At 58.9% G+C, this 15,968-nt stretch carries 15 protein-coding genes; 8 read left to right on the forward strand and 7 right to left on the reverse strand.

Annotation, left to right across the window (positions count from 1 at the left end):
* The first annotated feature begins 11 nt into the window (after positions 1 to 11).
* From AC3CHX_RS10345 to AC3CHX_RS10355, 3 genes are all read left to right on the forward strand, one after another.
* Entirely contained in the window at positions 12 to 719 is a 708-nt protein-coding gene (locus tag AC3CHX_RS10345) for a hypothetical protein (RefSeq protein WP_488643927.1), read from the forward strand.
* Between the two features lie 178 nt (positions 720 to 897).
* Entirely contained in the window at positions 898 to 1,128 is a 231-nt protein-coding gene (locus AC3CHX_RS10350; RefSeq protein ID WP_488643928.1) for a hypothetical protein, read from the forward strand.
* A 78-nt stretch (positions 1,129 to 1,206) separates the two neighbouring features.
* Positions 1,207 to 1,449 (forward strand): hypothetical protein, encoded by a 243-nt coding sequence (locus AC3CHX_RS10355; protein WP_488643929.1) that lies wholly within the window; start codon positions 1,207 to 1,209, stop codon positions 1,447 to 1,449.
* 83 nt (positions 1,450 to 1,532) lie between these two features.
* Here the strand turns inward: AC3CHX_RS10355 and AC3CHX_RS10360 are convergent, their stop codons facing one another.
* The 7 genes from AC3CHX_RS10360 to xylB all read right to left on the reverse strand — a co-directional run bounded on the left by AC3CHX_RS10360 (position 1,533) and on the right by xylB (position 8,222).
* Positions 1,533 to 1,964: a universal stress protein gene (locus AC3CHX_RS10360; protein WP_488643930.1), complete on the reverse strand. Its 432-nt coding sequence runs from the start codon at positions 1,962 to 1,964 to the stop codon at positions 1,533 to 1,535.
* A 114-nt stretch (positions 1,965 to 2,078) separates the two neighbouring features.
* Positions 2,079 to 2,795, reverse strand: coding sequence for an ABC transporter ATP-binding protein (locus tag AC3CHX_RS10365; protein ID WP_488643931.1), 717 nt, complete (start codon positions 2,793 to 2,795; stop codon positions 2,079 to 2,081).
* Complete coding sequence (locus AC3CHX_RS10370; protein ID WP_488643932.1) at positions 2,792 to 3,574, reverse strand: ABC transporter ATP-binding protein; 783 nt, start codon at positions 3,572 to 3,574, stop codon at positions 2,792 to 2,794. The genes AC3CHX_RS10365 and AC3CHX_RS10370 overlap by 4 nt, the downstream gene beginning before the upstream one ends.
* Complete coding sequence (locus tag AC3CHX_RS10375) at positions 3,571 to 4,521, reverse strand: branched-chain amino acid ABC transporter permease (protein ID WP_488643933.1); 951 nt, start codon at positions 4,519 to 4,521, stop codon at positions 3,571 to 3,573. Before AC3CHX_RS10375 ends, AC3CHX_RS10370 begins: the two co-directional genes overlap by 4 nt.
* Positions 4,518 to 5,381 carry a branched-chain amino acid ABC transporter permease gene (locus AC3CHX_RS10380; RefSeq protein WP_488643934.1) on the reverse strand — a complete coding sequence of 288 codons (864 nt, stop codon included), beginning with the start codon at positions 5,379 to 5,381 and terminating at the stop codon, positions 4,518 to 4,520. Before AC3CHX_RS10380 ends, AC3CHX_RS10375 begins: the two co-directional genes overlap by 4 nt.
* An 85-nt stretch (positions 5,382 to 5,466) precedes the next feature.
* Positions 5,467 to 6,666 (reverse strand): amino acid ABC transporter substrate-binding protein, encoded by a 1,200-nt coding sequence (locus AC3CHX_RS10385; protein WP_488643935.1) that lies wholly within the window; start codon positions 6,664 to 6,666, stop codon positions 5,467 to 5,469.
* A gap of 89 nt (positions 6,667 to 6,755) precedes the next feature.
* Positions 6,756 to 8,222: a xylulokinase gene (gene xylB / locus AC3CHX_RS10390; protein WP_488643936.1), complete on the reverse strand. Its 1,467-nt coding sequence runs from the start codon at positions 8,220 to 8,222 to the stop codon at positions 6,756 to 6,758.
* A 489-nt stretch (positions 8,223 to 8,711) separates the two neighbouring features.
* Between xylB and AC3CHX_RS10395 the strand changes: the two genes are divergently transcribed.
* The 5 genes from AC3CHX_RS10395 to AC3CHX_RS10415 all read left to right on the forward strand — a co-directional run bounded on the left by AC3CHX_RS10395 (position 8,712) and on the right by AC3CHX_RS10415 (position 15,883).
* Positions 8,712 to 9,656, forward strand: a complete 945-nt coding sequence (locus AC3CHX_RS10395) for a cytochrome-c peroxidase (RefSeq protein WP_488643937.1) — start codon at positions 8,712 to 8,714, stop codon at positions 9,654 to 9,656.
* On the forward strand, positions 9,653 to 11,482 hold the full coding sequence (locus AC3CHX_RS10400; RefSeq protein ID WP_488643938.1) for a DAHL domain-containing protein: 1,830 nt from the start codon (positions 9,653 to 9,655) through the stop codon (positions 11,480 to 11,482). The genes AC3CHX_RS10395 and AC3CHX_RS10400 overlap by 4 nt, the downstream gene beginning before the upstream one ends.
* Positions 11,479 to 13,776, forward strand: a complete 2,298-nt coding sequence (locus tag AC3CHX_RS10405) for a two-component system response regulator (protein ID WP_488643939.1) — start codon at positions 11,479 to 11,481, stop codon at positions 13,774 to 13,776. The genes AC3CHX_RS10400 and AC3CHX_RS10405 overlap by 4 nt, the downstream gene beginning before the upstream one ends.
* A gap of 277 nt (positions 13,777 to 14,053) precedes the next feature.
* Positions 14,054 to 14,926: an intradiol ring-cleavage dioxygenase gene (locus AC3CHX_RS10410; RefSeq protein WP_488643940.1), complete on the forward strand. Its 873-nt coding sequence runs from the start codon at positions 14,054 to 14,056 to the stop codon at positions 14,924 to 14,926.
* Between the two features lie 12 nt (positions 14,927 to 14,938).
* Positions 14,939 to 15,883: a LysR family transcriptional regulator gene (locus tag AC3CHX_RS10415; RefSeq protein ID WP_488643941.1), complete on the forward strand. Its 945-nt coding sequence runs from the start codon at positions 14,939 to 14,941 to the stop codon at positions 15,881 to 15,883.
* The last annotated feature ends 85 nt before the right edge of the window (positions 15,884 to 15,968 follow it).

Consider the following 15,968-nt stretch of genomic DNA (forward strand, 5'->3'; position numbering starts at 1 on the left):
ACGGAGGCATCATGCGTCATCAAATCTTCAGGCAGCTTGCGATGATTGCCCTGAGTACCGGCTTGCCGGCACCGGCCATGGCCGCGTCGGTGACCGCTGTGATTCCTATCGATCCCAATCGTAGCGCCGACGCATCGACCGGATTTCTGGTGACGATCAGCCAACCCGGCAGTTACCGCTTGACCGGGAATCTGAATGTGCCCGACGCCAACACGACTGCGATCGAGATCAACGCCGATAACGTCAGCATAGATCTCAACGGCTTTTCGATCCAGGGGCCGACACATTGCTCGGCGCGCCCAGTGGCCTGCGCCCCGACCGGGCCGGGCAATGGGGTGCATGCGGTGCTGCGGAAGAATATCGTGGTCAGAAATGGGAATATCCGCGGCATGGGCAATCTGGGAATCTATCTGGAGACGAATTCGGTTCGGATTGACAAGGTGAAGCTGGTCGGCAATGGAACCGGGGCTGCCGCTTTGTTCGGTGGGTCGATCAGCAACAGCGTCGCGCAATCCAACGGCGGCGCCGGCGTTTTTGGTCTCGACATCAAGCTGCGCGGGAACGTGATCCGCGACAATCGGCTCTTTGGTCTCGAAGCCTACGGCCATTCCGTGTATGCAAACAACAAATTCAGCGGCAACAATAACAACGCCGCTCAGGTCAACCGGCAGCCGACGCAGGCCGGGAGCAATGTGTGCAATGCGAGAAATTGCCCCTAGTCAAGCTACAGGAAGATCCCAATCAGGCCCCAGGCGGCGTATGAAAAAAGTAACGCGCTTTCCCATTTAAATTGAGCGTATTTCAGCGTATTCTGCAAGTGTGTAGAAAATGTTATTGAAACGCGCCCGAAGCTGCCATGCACAGGACGGACCAAGAATTTTTCTGGAGGAGATCAACATGAGCGCCGTCGTGACCACTATCTATGAAGGTTATGAAATTCATTCCCGTGCCGTGCCGATCGGCGATGTCTGGGCGGCAGAATATTCCGTCAGCAAAGATGGCGAAACCAAGATTCCCTGGACCAGGGCGAATATTGCCGAGGGACTCCCGACGCACGGTACGGCTAACCACGCGGCTCTCGATAACGCCCGGGCCGACATAGACGACAAGCTATTAAAGTTCAGCTAACGTACACGAGCGTTGGACTCAAGCAGCAAATCGGAATTCCTATGGCATAGTAAGAACTCCTCAAGATGCAGAGGCCATATGCAAGTCAACGAATTGAATACCAAAATTACGTTCGATCTCCCTTTTGACGGCGCCACGGTGACCTGCACGGTGCTAGCGGAAGCGCTGCGACACTTGACCAAAAATGTGGCATACAAACTCACGCGTGACGAGTTGGTCGGCGCATTTCTTGAAAACAAGCCGGTGATCAGAGCGGCTGCCATGAAACAACTGGAAATGGGCGTGGATGAAGTTATCCTGACGGCCTCATGTTTTAGCTGAGACGCCACACTGGCGGCATTTTGCCAAAGCAGGAAAGGCCGATGCATGCGCCGCGATTGGCGTGAAATCCATGTTCCCGCAGGTCAAGTATGGACGGCCACCAGGATGCTGCACTTGACCCTCTCGATCAGCATCGCATCCATGGATCCCCGCCACCAGCGCGCTGCGAATGTCTTGTGGCGAGAGTGTCCGACGATGACGAGCTCGATCCCTAGCCGGTCTGCCAGCGCACCGATGACATCGACCGGTTCACCGATTTTAAGATGGGTCGTCACCTTCAGCCCGGCAGCGGCCATCAGCGCCTGGCCCGCCGCCAGTTCCTGTTCCATGCTTTGTGTCTTGGCGCTGCACTCAACTTCCGGCGCATAGCCTCCCGCCATTCCGTATGGGGAAAGCTGAATCACAGCCAGCAGATGAATCTCTGTCGAGGAAGGCGGATCGAGGTGAATGCATTCGTGCAAGGCGGAACGACTCTCCGGAGTGCCGTTATAGGCAACCAAAATTTTCTGGTACATGCGCGCCTCCTGCCATTTCCTGTTAGTCGCACCCGACTCAGTCGCCGAATAGGGATATTGTGCTCTCTTTATAACCCGGTGGTGACAGTGTTCGGGGATGCGCGGTGGAATAGGTCACACGCCCAGATATGCCTTTTGCACATCCTGATTGTCCAGCAAGTCCCGGGCCGGGCCGCTCAAGACGATGTGCCCGGTTTCCATCACATAGCCGCGGTCGGCATGTTCCAGCGCCAGATGGATATCCTGCTCGACCAGTAGCACGGTGACGCCCATGGCGCGTATCTGCAGCAGGGTGTCCATCAGCTGTTGTACCACCACCGGCGCCAGGCCCAGGCTCATCTCGTCCACCATCAGCAACTTCGGGGCCGCCATCAGCGCGCGCGCCATTGCGCATATCTGCTGCTCGCCGCCGGACATGCTGCCGGCGATCTGGCGGCGCCGCTCGGCCATGCGGGGCAGCAGGGTATACATGCGTTCCAGATCGGCCCGCACGGCAGAGCGGTCGGAACGCTGCTGCGCCCCCATCAGCAGATTGTCTTCTACCGTCATGCGGTCGAACAGTTGGCGGCCCTCGGGCAGTTGTACCAGGCCGCGCCGAAAGATCGCGTCGGCACGGCCCCGGGTAATGTCCGCGCCGGCGAAGCTGACCTGCCCGGAACTGGCTGCGATCAGGCCCGACAGGGTGCGTAGCAGGGTCGTTTTGCCGGCGCCGTTACTGCCCACCAGCGCCACGATTTCGGCCGTGCGGACCTGCAGCGACACCGCGTGCAGCACCGGCGCCTCGCCATAGCCGGCGACCAGTTCCGAGACATCTAGCAGGATCTCATTCACGTTCTGCGCTTTCCGAGATACGCCTCGATCACCGCCGGGCTGGCGAGCACCTGGCCGGGGAGGCCGTCGGCGATTATTTCGCCCTGATGCAGCACTATCAGTCGGTCCGACAGTTGTTGAATGGCCTTGATTACATGCTCAATCACCAGAATGCTGATGCCGTCGGCGCGCAATTGCCGGATCACGCCGATCACTTCCTCGACTTCTACCAGATTCAACCCGGCCATGACCTCGTCCAGCAGCAATAGCCGTGGCTGCATTGCCAGTGCTTTTGCCAGTTCCAGCCGCTTCCGGTCCGCGCTGCTCAGGCTATCCGCCAGCGCCGTGGCCCGGTGCGCCAGGCCGACCCGCTCCAGGCAGTCGAATGCCTGCTTGCGCGCCAGCGGCAACTGGCGCTGGCGGCCGCTGCCGAATAGCGCGCCCAGCGCCACATTCTCCAACACCGTCAGACCCGGAAATGGCCGCATGACCTGAAAGGTACGGGCAATGCCGCTTTGCGCACGCCGAAACGCCGGGGTGCGCAGCACTGACAAACCGTCCAGGAATATGTCGCCGCCGCTCGGCTCCAGCGCGCCGGCGATCAGGCTGACCAAGGTGGTCTTACCCGCACCGTTGGGACCGATCAGTCCGAGGATTTCGCCGTGCCGCAGGGTGAAGCTGACGGCGTTGACCGCCAGCAGTCCGGCAAAGCGCTTGGTCAGCGCCTGCACCTGCAAAATCGGGGCGGCAGACGATGCGCCGGCAGCGGCGTGAAGGGTGGGGGAGGCGTTGCTGTTCACAGCCGGTTCCTGCGCATGTTTTCGCTAAAATGGCGCCAGCCGCGTTGCGGCCACTGGCGCAGAACGTCAGCCAGACCGCGCGGCATGAACATCACCGCCGCCACGATGACCACGCCGAAGAACAGCGCCGCAGCGCTGGTGACCTGCGCCGACAGCACTTCGGAGATGGCCGACAGCAGCAACGCACCGACCACCGGTCCGAGTACCGTCCCCGGCCCGCCAAACACGGCCATGATGATCATTTTCACGTTCAGGGTCAGGTCGAACGCACCGCTGGGGTCGAGGAACGTGATCCAGTACGCGTGGATGCCGCCCGCCAGCGCCGCGAACAGCGCCGACAGCGCATACGCCGTGACCTTGTAGCGTGTGGTGTCTACCCCCATAGCCGCGGCGCCCTCCTCATTTTCGCGGATCGCGATCAGTCCGTAGCCAAAGCGGCTATGGGCAATCCACCAGACCACCAGAGTGACGGCTAGCACCAGCCCGAACGACAGTTCATAGAACAGCAGGTTGTTGTTAATCAGAGGAAACACCAATCCGATGTTGCTGCCGGCCAGCGGCAGATTGGCCACCAGCGCGCCCATCACCTGCGAAATACCGAGCGTGGCGATGGCGAAGTAATGTCCCTTGAGCCGCAACACCGGCACCCCCAGCAGCAGCGCAAATAGCACCGCCAGCCCGCCACCCAGCAGCATGCCGGCTGCGAACGGCCAGTGAAACTGGACCATTGCCACGGCCACGCCGTAGGCGCCCAGACCGAAGAATACCGAGTTGCCGAACGAGGCGTAGCCGGTGTAGCCGCCGATGATGTTCCAGCTCTGCGCCAGCGCCGCAAGCAGCAGGGCGTTGATGCCGAATTGCATCAGCACGTCCGAGCCCCACCAGGGCAGCGCCGCCAGGCCCGCGCCTGCAGTCGCCAACATGCCGCATAGCAGCGCGCGCTTCATGTCGTGCGCCCGAGCAAGCCGGTGGGCCGCACAATCAGTACCAGCACCAGAATGCCGAAGCTCACCGCGTCCACAAAGGTCGGGCCGATATACAGCGCCGTCAATGCCTCCACCATGCCCAGAATCAAGCCGCCGAGAATGACTCCCAGCGGCGAGTCCAGCCCGCCGATGATGGAAATCGCGAAGCATTTTGCGGTCAGCGTTGCGCCGATATACGGATTGAGTTGGGACACCTGGCCGTACAGTCCGCCCGCGACCCCGGCCAGCGCCGTGCCCAGGCCGAAGGTCATCGCGTACAGGTGGCGCGGTTCCACGCCGTACAGCCGTGCGGCGGTCAGGTTCTGTGCCGTCGCGCGAATCGAGCGCCCCATCCGGCTGTGCAACAGAAACAGCCACATGCCTACGGTCAGGACCAGCGCCAGAGAGAACACCGCCAGATTCACCAGCGGCAAGGTCAGGCCGAAACGGCTGATGCTCGCGCCCGAATACGACGGATTGATGGTACGGAAATCGGCGCTGAACACCAGCTGCACCAGGTAAGTGAAGATCACCTCCAGCCCGAAAGTAAGCAACAGCGTGTTGAACATCGGTCCGCGCACGACGGCGTTAAGGATCAGGCGCTGCACGCCGTAACCCAGCACGAACAGTAACCCGGCAGCGGGAACCAGGGCGAGAAACGGATCAAGGTGCAGATAGTTGAACAGCGTCCAGCAGGCATAGCCGCCTAACATGATGAACGCGCCGTGCGCCAGGTTGACGATATTCAGGACGCCCCACACCAGCGCCAGGCCGAGCGCCATCAGCGCGTACAGTCCGCCGTGCAGTAAGCCGTTGAGCAGGACCTGGAGGAGAAGTTGCATGGGCGGCTGGCGTGTCTTGGGTTCGATCCGTGGTGGTAAGAACCTGTTAATGATCTTACTTTATGGCAGTCACCAACTCTCCGGTTTAACGCTTTTCCCAACCCGGCATTGGGTATTTAGATGCGGCCAGCCGCTTGTCGCTGAACACTGCCACAACGTTCCCATCCTGTATCTGAATCACGGTTTGCGGCAGGCTGATCTGACCGCTGGCGGCGAAACGGATCGGGCCATACAGGCTGTCGAAACCGGTCTTGCCGAGCGCGTCGCGTACCTGTTGCGGATTCAGCGAATTCGCGGCCTCGATCGCATGTACATAGGTCTCGACGTCGGCTGCGGCGCTGGCGACGTGATAGTCCGGGTCATAACCGAATTTGGCCTTGTAGGCCCGGGCAAACTCGGCGGCATCGCCGAACCACCGGTCCTTCAACGCGGGCGAAGGCAGCCAGGGCGTCATGCCGAAGGCGTAGTTGGCGTCCTTGTCGAGCGCGTGGCGGAAGTCGGCGCTGGGTACGCCGACGGTGAAGGAATACATCAGCGCATCGAAGTTCAGGCTCTTGGCCTGGCGAATGAAATTCAGGATTTCGGTTTCATGCCCGGCCACCAGCACCGCTTGCACGCCGCTCGACTTGAGCTCGGCGATGACAGAGCCGAAATCTGCGCTGTTGCTGGCGTATTTCTGATTCATCACCAGCTCCAGCGCGGCAGCCTTGATCTTCGGCATGGTGCCTTGCGCCACCGAGGTATCGAAGGCATCATCGGCGTACAGCAACGCCACTTTCGTGGGTTGCGGCTTGAGCTGCGCCATGAATTGCAGGGTGCTGCCGAAATAGTCGCTGGCCGCAGGCAAAGTGCCGAACACATACTTGAAGCCGCGGCTGAAAATCTGGTTGGACGCGCCGCCGCCCTGGACCATAGGCACCTGATACTTCTCGGCAATCGCCGAATCCGCCAGCACAAAGCTGCTGTCAAACGGACCGAGCAGGAAGTTGACCTTATCCTGGCTCAGCAATTGCACATACTGGCGTACCGACAAGTTGATGTCCGACTGGTTGTCGTAGAGCTTGAGTACCAGTTTTTCCTTCTTGCCGCCGACGCTGACGCCGCCTGCGGCATTGATCTTGTCCACTGCGAATTGATAAGCATCGCCGTAATAGCGGCCGGTGTTGGCCGACGGGCCGGTTTCCTGTATCGAGGCCCCGAGGGTGATGTCGGCGCAGGCCGACTGGCTAGTCGCGAAGGAGGCAAGCAAAGCCAGCAGCAGGGCGGGGCGGAAGAATGGTCGCATGGCATCTCCTGTGATGGGTTTGCTTTTTACCATTCTAGGCGCGTCGCAGGAATCCGTGGTTAATTTGTTCAGAATGCCGCAGAACACAACTACTGCATCGCAAATTCGGACTTGAGCGTCGTGTACAAACGCCGGTAACGCGCAAGCCGCTCCGGCAAGATTGCGCACAATGCGGGCGTCGGCGGGATTTCTTCGGCGACCGGCGGCATGCTGCAAACGCTTTCAACAGATTCCCCCGTGACGGCAAGCCTGGCCAGCCGTGCCGCACCGTAAGCAGCGCCGAAATCGCCATCCTTGTGGCGCAGCAAGGTGATGCCGGTGGCCGACGCAATCAATTCAGCCCAATAGCGGCTGCGCGAACCGCCGCCGACGAAGGAGGCCTGTGCAATGACGCTGCCGGTCGAACGCAATGCTTCATAGCCATCCGCCATTGCGAAAGCGACCGCTTCCATGACGCTATACGCCAGGGCGGCGCGATCGGTGCTGCCGCGCAAGCCGAAGAAAACGCCTGCCGCCTGCGCATTATTGTGCGGGGTGCGCTCGCCGCTCAGGTAGGGCAGGAAGATGGGGGCCTGGTCCGGGTCGACAGTCTCGGCGAGTTGCGCCAGCTCACCGGCTTCCTGCGTCTGGGTCACGCGCGCGGCCCATGCAAGGCTCGACGCTGCCGACAAAATCACGCTCATCTGGTGCCAGCGCTGCGGCAGGCAATGGCAAAACGCATGCACCGCCTGTTCCGGGTTCGGCATAAAGCGGTCGTTGCAGACAAACAATACGCCAGAGGTCCCCAGCGACAGGAACGCATTGCCGGCGGCAATTGCCCCGATCCCGATTGCGGTGGCGGCATTGTCGCCGGCGCCGCCGGCGACCATCACCGGCTGCTGCAGGCCCCACTCGCGGCACAAACTGCTGCGCAACTGTCCGCCAGCCTGATTGCCCTCTATCAGCCGCGGCATATGGCCGCGATTGAGGCCGGTGGCGGCCAGCATGCGATCGGACCAGTCGCGCTTTGCCACATCCAGCCATAACGTGCCAGCGGCATCCGACATGTCGGAGACGAACTCGCCGGTCAAACGGAACGCGAGGTAATCCTTCGGCAGCAGCACCTTGTCCAGCCGTTCGCAGAGAGCCGCTTCATGCTTCTGCAGCCATAGCAGCTTCGGCGCGGTAAAGCCCGGCATCGCCAGGTTGCCGGTAATGGCACGGCTGTCCGGCACCAGCGCTTCCAGTTCGGCACACTCGGCATGGGCGCGGGTGTCGTTCCATAAAATCGCCGGGCGCAGCACACGGTGCCGGGCATCCAGCAGCGTTGCGCCATGCATCTGGCCCGACAAGCCGATACCCCGCAAAGCGGAAAATGCACTGCCTGCGGACGCGCGCACCTGTTCGATGGCCTGCAGCGTCGCCTGCCACCAATCTTCCGGGTTTTGCTCAAACCAATGCTGCTGCGGATTCGACAGGCTTAGCTTGACGCTCCCCGTCGCCAGAATGCGCTGGTTCTGGTCGGCCAGCGTGACCTTCACCTCGGATGTGCCCAGATCAATTCCCAAATACGTCATTAGGTTCAACTCCTGCAGATCACGAAAGAGTCATTGCAATGCCGGCTACTCGGCGCATCAGGTTTTGCGCGCGGATGCGCAGTCTCATTCGGCAATCGCATTGACATTGTTAGCGCGACTCAGTCTAGATGCTCGTCCCATACCGCACAACTGCGAAACTGCACGATAACCGATACTTTTTTACTTGTTCAGGGGGAGGTGCTCATGCCCAAATTACCGGTAAATGCAAGCAGGTATACGCGCAACCAACCTTCCGCCTGGGTGCAGAGGAAAACGGTGACCTGTTCACGATGCTCTGGGTCAGAGTTGCGTCAGCGCCAACAAATCCTCAACACAATGTGCATTTACTGCCCATTCTCATGTAGTATATTTCCCCAATGCAATACTTGTTTTGCTAACATCCTGTTAGGACAACAGGGCATTGACCGTGTCGCGACGCAGCAAAGGTGCAACTCTCATGAGGCTGGCAATAAAGGTAAAGGAGGGTGGATGCCGTCCGCTCAACTGAAAGTTGCTCTGGTATTTATGCTGGGAGGCTCATCCCCGGCGTTTGCAGTCCCTCTCGATGAGCCGATCAAACCTATCCCCACCTCGCTGAATCAAGATCCGGCCCGGGCCGACATCGGCCGTCAGCTGTTTAGCGATGGTCGTCTCTCCGCCAATAATCGTATGTCCTGCGCAAGCTGTCATGACCTTGGGAAAGGCGGAGTCGATGGCCGGGCCCATGCGGTCGGCTTCAACGGCCAACTGACCGATGTCAACGCACCGACCGTATTTAATGCCGCGCTGAATTTCAAGCAATTCTGGAACGGTCGCGCCGATTCACTGGAAGCGCAAATCGACTTCGTGATCCAGAGTCCCGTCGAGATGGGATCGAAGTGGGCCGACGTCGTCGCCAAAGTCGCTCAGGACGTCAGGTACAAGCGTGCCTTTGCTGCCGCCTATCGGGATGGGGTCACGAAACCGAACATCCAGAACGCGATCGCGACCTTCGAGCGTACGCTGATCACGCCCAATTCACGCTTCGACAGGTATCTGCGCGGCGATCCGAATGCGATCTCCGACGCAGAAAAAGCGGGCTATGCGAAGTTCAAGCAGTATGGCTGCGTCGCCTGTCACCAAGGCGTGAACGTCGGTGGCAACATGTTCCAGAAGTTTGGCGTCATGGACGACTATTTCGCGAAACGCGGCAACCCGACGAACGCCGATCTGGGACGCTACCTCGTCACCGGGGATGAAAACGACAAGCACGTCTTCAAGGTGCCAAGTCTGCGCAACGTCGCACTTACCGCCCCCTACTTCCACGATGGTTCGGCCAAGACGCTCGAAAATGCCGTTGACATCATGTTCAGGTATCAACTCGGTCGTGTCGGATCCAGGGAGGACAAGGTGTCCATCGTCAAATTCCTCAACACGCTGACTGGCGCGCCGTGAGGAAAGCAGCGTTCATCCTGCCGAAGCGACTGGCCTGGCTCCCCATGACCGCGCTGGGCGTGCTGCTCGTCTCTGCCCTGGTGTTTCTGTACGACAAGACGCGGGACTACGATCCTTCCAATTACTTCGAGAACGTCGCGTTGTTGCGTCAGATCAAGCAACTGGATGCGCGCTGGGAATTGGATGCGATGAAGTCCAAAATCGGCATCAACAAGACTTACGACCCTTTGGTCGACCCCTTGCTCGACCTGAACAAGTTGCAGCAGCAACTGGATGCGGTCGGGTCCAGCCAGAAAGGCGGCAACGCCCGTGCCCTGGCAAACGGCATCAAGGCGTTCGAGAGCGCGCTCCGGAAAAAGGCCGGCCTGATCGAACATTTCAAGTCCCACAATGCGGTGCTGCGCAATTCCCTGGCGTTTCTTCCTACCGCTGCCGAAGACGTCCAGAATCTGGCGAACCAAGGCAAGCGACAAGATCAGAGCGCGCTGAAAAGCGTGGCGGCGGGCGTGAACAAGGTGCTACTGGCAAGTCTGGAGTACGACCAGGCAGCGTCGGACGACAAGGCCGTCGACATCGCGCTGGAACTGGGCCGTCTTGTCGCCCAGACGAGGAATCTGCCGACCGGCATTGGCGACACGGTGGGCATTTTCGTCGCGCATGTCCGTACCGTCTTGCGCGAGCACAACGTGGTTAACGGCCTCCTGAGCAGTATCTCGGTCGCGCCGACGGCAGCGCGCATCGACGCTATCAACAATATCCTCAACAGCGAACAGCGACGGACCGCCGAGCAGGCGCAGAAATATCGCCAGTACCTGTTGATTTTTGCGGCGGCACTGATCGGCCTGCTCTTGTATGCGGCTGCCCGCCTGATCCGCAGTCACGCTGTGATCAACCGGGTCAACGCGGAACTTCAGCATGCCAACGATCATCTGGAGCAAAGGGTGAAACAGCGCACGCACGAACTGAAAGAGGTGCAGGCCGAACTGGTCACAACGGCCCGTCAGGCCGGTATGGCCGAAATCGCCACCAACGTGCTGCATAACGTCGGCAATGTGCTCAACAGCGTGAACGTGTCGGCCGGACTGGTCAGCAGCCAGGTGCATGCCTCCAAAGCGCTGGGGCTGGGCAAGGTGGCCCAGTTGATGAACGAACACGCCGAGGACCTGGGCGATTTTTTCACCACAGACCAGAAAGGAAGGATGCTGCCGGACTACCTGAACAAGCTGGCAAAGGTAGTGGCCGCAGAGCAACAGAGCATCATCGAAGAGCTTGCGCATCTTACCAAGAGCGTTGACCACATCAAGGACATCGTTGCCACCCAGCAATCATATGCGGGAGGATCCTGCGTCTTCGAGCAGTTTCGGATAGGCGATCTGGTTGAGGATGCTGTGCGCATTAGCGCCGCTTCACTCGCGCGTCATCAGGTGACGGTGGTGAAGGAGTTTGCCGACGTGCCTCTGCTGCTGCTGGACAAGCATCGGGTGCTGCAGATACTGATCAACCTCATCAGTAACGCCAAGCATGCGATGAATGACGTGTCTGACCGGCAACGCCAGATCACATTGCGCCTGCACACGGCGCAAGGAAAAGCGATACAGATTCAGATCGCGGACAACGGCGAGGGTATTCCATCCGAAAACCTGACACGTATCTTTGCGCATGGATTCACGACGCGCAAAGATGGCCACGGTTTCGGCCTGCACAGCTGCGTGCTGGCGGCCCGTGAGATGGGCGGCAGCTTGACGGTGCATAGCGAGGGATCCGGCAAAGGCGCGACCTTCATGCTCGAACTCCCGATCAAAATAAAAGAAGAGGAACTCCAATGACCCGGCCGCAGAACCGACGCATCTTGCTGATAGACGATCTGCTCACCATCCATCAGGATTTCCGCAAGATCCTGGCCGGTACGACTTCCGGCTCCGAACTGAATGACGTCGAGGCGGCCCTTTTCGGTACGGCTGCACCGGCCTCCGCCGCCAATTTCGAACTGGATTCGGCCTATCAAGGGCAGGAGGGAGTGGCGAAGGTGAGCGCGTCGCTGCAAACCGGTCTGCCCTACGCCATGGCGTTTGTCGACATGCGCATGCCGCCCGGATGGGATGGCGTCGAGACCGTCAAACGTCTGTGGCAGGCAGACCCCCGGCTGCAGATTGTGATCTGCACGGCCTATTCCGATTACTCCTGGGAGGAGATATTGGCGCAACTTGAGGTGTGCGACCGGCTGCTGATCCTCAAGAAGCCATTCGATAATGTCGAGGTTTTTCAGCTGGCCAATACGCTGACGATGAAGTGGGAAATGACGCAGCAGGCCGAGTCGCAAATGGACCGGCTGGAGGATGAGGTGCGCGCGCGCACGCTGGAACTCAAAACGGCCAATGAAGCCTTGCTGGAACACATCATCGAGCGCAAATTGGTCGAGCAGGCGCTGCGCCTCAAACACCAGGCAATCGAAGCTTCAATCAACGCCATATTCCTCACTGACAACAGCCTGCCCGACAACCCGATCGAGTATGTCAATCCTGCCTTTCAACGCATGACCGGCTATACGGCGGCCGAAGTAGCGGGTAGAAATATTCGATTCCTGCTAGGTGAAGATCAGGATCAGCCAGGCATCCAGGTCATTCTGGACGTCATGCAGCACGATGGCGAAGGACATGCCGTACTGCGCAATTACCGCAAAGACGGGACGTTGTTCTGGACCGAGTGCTATGTCGCCGGTGTCCGCGATAATGCGGCGACCACCACCCACTTCGTCGTGGTCCTGAACGACATTACCGAGACCAAGCAACTGGAAGAGCAGTTGCATCATCGCGCGAACTACGACGTCCTGACAAAACTGCCGACGCGCGTGCTGTTTATGGACCGTATCGTGCAGGCCATCGCCGTTGCCGAGCGCCAGCAGCGACAGATGGTTGTGGCCTTCGTCGATCTCGATCGCTTCAAGTTCATCAATGACAGCCTGGGGCACGATGCGGGCGACACGTTGTTGCAGGAAATTGCCGAGCGCCTGCGCGCGTGCATGCGGACGTCTGATACCGTGGCACGCCTTGGCGGCGATGAATTCGTGATCCTCCTGTACCCTGATTCGGAGGACTGCGATCCACAGTCGGTCATGCAACGCATCGTCGAGCGCATCGCACAGCCCGTGACCCTGTTGGGCAAAGAGCACAGCGTGACGTGCAGTATTGGCGTCAGTATTTTCCCGCACGATGGACAGGATGCCGAAACCCTGCTGACGCATGCCGACATGGCCATGTACCGCGCCAAGGAACTGGGGCGCAATAGTTGCCAGTTCTATGCGAGCGAAATGAATACCAAGATTCAGGAAAGAAACTGGATGCAGGAAGGTTTGCTGCGTGCCATCGCCCGCAACGAATTCCTGTTGCTGTACCAGCCGCAAGTCGATCTGCGGTCGGGCCGCATCATCGGAGCAGAGGCACTGATCCGCTGGCAGCATCCGGAACTGGGAATGATTTCGCCTGCCAGGTTCATTCCGCAGGCGGAGGAAACCGGCTTGATTGTGCCAATCGGCGATTGGGTGTTGTGCACCGCCTGCAAGCAAAATAAGGCATGGCAGGATGCGGGCATGCCGTTCATCCGCATATCGGTCAACGTGTCCGCGCGCCAATTCAAGGAAAAGGACTTGATCAACCGTGTGGCGAAGGCGTTGCAGAACAGCGGGTTGGAAGCCCGCTATCTTGAACTGGAACTGACCGAAAGCGTGATCATGCAGGATGTCGGGCAAGCTATTCTGACAATGCAGCAATTGAAGGCGATGGGGGTCCAGATCTCGATTGACGATTTCGGCACCGGTTACTCCAGCCTGAGCGCGCTGAAGCACTTTCCGGTGGGGCGACTGAAGATTGACCAGTCCTTCATACGCGACATCCCGCAAGATCAAGATGACAAGGCCATCGCCATGGCCGTCATTTCATTGGGGCACAAACTGAATCTCAAAGTCATCGCCGAAGGGGTGGAAACCGAACAGCAGCTTGCATTTCTGCGCGACAACGAATGCGATGAAATGCAGGGCTTCCACTTCAGCAGGCCGATCCCGTCCCGGGAATTCGAACAATTGGCCCGCATCCACGCAGCGAAATCGACGGTTCCCTCACAGTAACCGATGCGAGGCGTCTAACGCCCGTCCACCTGCGTCCGGTGCAAGTCTTTGCCGGCTGGGGAGAAGCGCGCCGCGAAGGTCGATGGCATCAACGATCGGCAGGGCTTCCGAGCCGAATCTCAACATTCGAAAAAATCGATCACAGAATGGTAAATTTTCCGTTATCCCTTTTATTTTGGATGACGCATACTTTGTGACGATCTTCTTTCCTGTCATTTGGCAGATTTGGCAGCCCGGATGACATCAAGTTAAAAAAGCAAGAAAGGAGCAAGAGACGATGCGCAACTTAAACGAAGACAACATCACCGAAGCGGTCCTGGCGCGCCACGCCGCCATGCCGGATGTGCGGCTACGAGAAATCATGACCTCCCTGGTGCAGCACCTGCATTCCTTTGCGCGCGAAGTAAAACTGACCGAAGCGGAGTGGTTTGACGGCATCCGGTTCCTGACCGATACCGGACTTATGTGTTCGGACAAGCGCCAGGAATTCATCCTGCTGTCCGACACGCTGGGGCTGTCGATGCTGGTGACAGCCCTTAACAACCGGAAACCGGAAGGTTGCACCGAATCTACCGTCTTCGGCCCTTTCCATGTAGAAGGCTCGCCGCAATATGCGCTGGGTGACGATGTCGCCAATGGTGCCAAGGGTGAGCCGTGTTTCGTACGTGGCGTCGTGCGCGATATCGATGGAAAACCCGTGCAAAACGCTTCGATGGAAGTCTGGCAGGCGGATGCAGACGGCTTGTACGACGTGCAATATGCGGATCTGGATAGTCATCGCGGCAGGGGAACCCTCCACAGCGGTCCCCACGGTGAATTTCATTTTCGTACCATCGGTGCAGAAGCGTATCCGATTCCACACGATGGCCCGGTCGGACGCATGCTTGCAGCGCTCGGACGCCATCCGTGGCGGCCGGCGCATTTGCACTTCATGATCAAGGCGGAGGGCTATGAGACACTAATCACCCATGTATTCCGCAACGGTGACAAATATCTCGATTCCGACGCCGTCTTTGGGGTGCGCTCTTCTCTGATTGGCGACTGGATACGACACGAAGCTGGTACCTCCCCGGATGGCACGCGCCTCGATGTACCGTTCCTCACACTGGATTTTGATTTCGTACTGAATCCTGCAAAAAGCGCTGCCTGATATGGTAAATCCATGGACCGATTTCTTTCAATAGAGGCTTTTGTCGCTGTTGCAGAGACGCAAAGCTTTGCGGAAGCGGCGCGCCAGATGCGGGTCTCAAAGTCTGTGATTACCACGCGCATCCAGCAGTTGGAAGAATATGTCGGTGCACCCTTGTTTCACCGCAGTACCCGTAGTGTGCAACTCTCGGAAGTCGGCCAGGCCTACCTGCGCGATTGCGCCGACCTGGTGAACAGGACTGACGAACTGGTCGATCAGATGCGCGAACTGAAGGGGTCTCTTGTCGGCCGGTTGAAGGTACATGCGCTGCCGGGTTTTGTTCTCGGTCATCTGGCCTCACATCTGCGTGAGTTTCAGGAAAAATATCCGGGTATTGTTCTTGAACTGTTTGTGAACGACGCCGTGGTTGACCCTATCAAGGCTGGAGTGGATTGTGCGCTGCAGATCTTTAACCCCACATCCGAGGAGCTGATCGGGCGTCCGCTGTTCCCGGTGCGCCGCATATTTTGTGCATCACCCGGCTACCTGAAACACCATGGCACGCCGCAGCATCCGCGCGACCTGTATGAGCATCGCCTCGGGTTATATTCCGGCTATCCAACGCGCGACCGATGGGTGTTTCACGGCGCCAATGAGAAGGTGGTTCTCGACCTAAAACCCGTGTTGTTAAGCAACAGCGTGCATTTGCTGGAAGAATACGCCTGCGAGCACGCCGGCATCGTCTGCATACCGACGCTGGTAGCCGCAGCGCCGATACTGAGCGGCAGTCTCAAACTTATTCTCCCCGATTGGCAGCTATCTTCGTTCTGGCTCTCGGTCGTCTATCCTCGCACGCATCGCGGCGGGGCCAAACTCAAGTTGTTCATTGAAAGTCTGCTGGCTAAGTTTTCCAGCGAACAGCCATGGGATGCGGCATTGATAGAACAAGGTCTGATGCCGCGCTCTCTTGTGGAGTGACGCGCCTCTCATCCTTACGATTGTTCTGAAATCGCAAACAATCTGGTTGCGTTTCTCATGCTACCCAACCCACCTCAATTTGCCT

The sequence above is a fragment of the Glaciimonas sp. OK215 genome (assembly GCF_057787885.1).

Coding starts and splice junctions, on each gene's coding strand:
- AC3CHX_RS10345 (WP_488643927.1), top strand. CDS start 12: ATGCGTCATCAAATCTTCAGGCAGCTTGCGATGATTGCCCTGAGTACC.
- AC3CHX_RS10350 (WP_488643928.1), top strand. CDS start 898: ATGAGCGCCGTCGTGACCACTATCTATGAAGGTTATGAAATTCATTCC.
- AC3CHX_RS10355 (WP_488643929.1), top strand. CDS start 1,207: ATGCAAGTCAACGAATTGAATACCAAAATTACGTTCGATCTCCCTTTT.
- AC3CHX_RS10360 (WP_488643930.1), bottom strand. CDS start 1,964: ATGTACCAGAAAATTTTGGTTGCCTATAACGGCACTCCGGAGAGTCGT.
- AC3CHX_RS10375 (WP_488643933.1), bottom strand. CDS start 4,521: ATGAAGCGCGCGCTGCTATGCGGCATGTTGGCGACTGCAGGCGCGGGC.
- AC3CHX_RS10380 (WP_488643934.1), bottom strand. CDS start 5,381: ATGCAACTTCTCCTCCAGGTCCTGCTCAACGGCTTACTGCACGGCGGA.
- AC3CHX_RS10385 (WP_488643935.1), bottom strand. CDS start 6,666: ATGCGACCATTCTTCCGCCCCGCCCTGCTGCTGGCTTTGCTTGCCTCC.
- xylB (WP_488643936.1), bottom strand. CDS start 8,222: ATGACGTATTTGGGAATTGATCTGGGCACATCCGAGGTGAAGGTCACG.
- AC3CHX_RS10395 (WP_488643937.1), top strand. CDS start 8,712: ATGCCGTCCGCTCAACTGAAAGTTGCTCTGGTATTTATGCTGGGAGGC.
- AC3CHX_RS10405 (WP_488643939.1), top strand. CDS start 11,479: ATGACCCGGCCGCAGAACCGACGCATCTTGCTGATAGACGATCTGCTC.
- AC3CHX_RS10410 (WP_488643940.1), top strand. CDS start 14,054: ATGCGCAACTTAAACGAAGACAACATCACCGAAGCGGTCCTGGCGCGC.
- AC3CHX_RS10415 (WP_488643941.1), top strand. CDS start 14,939: ATGGACCGATTTCTTTCAATAGAGGCTTTTGTCGCTGTTGCAGAGACG.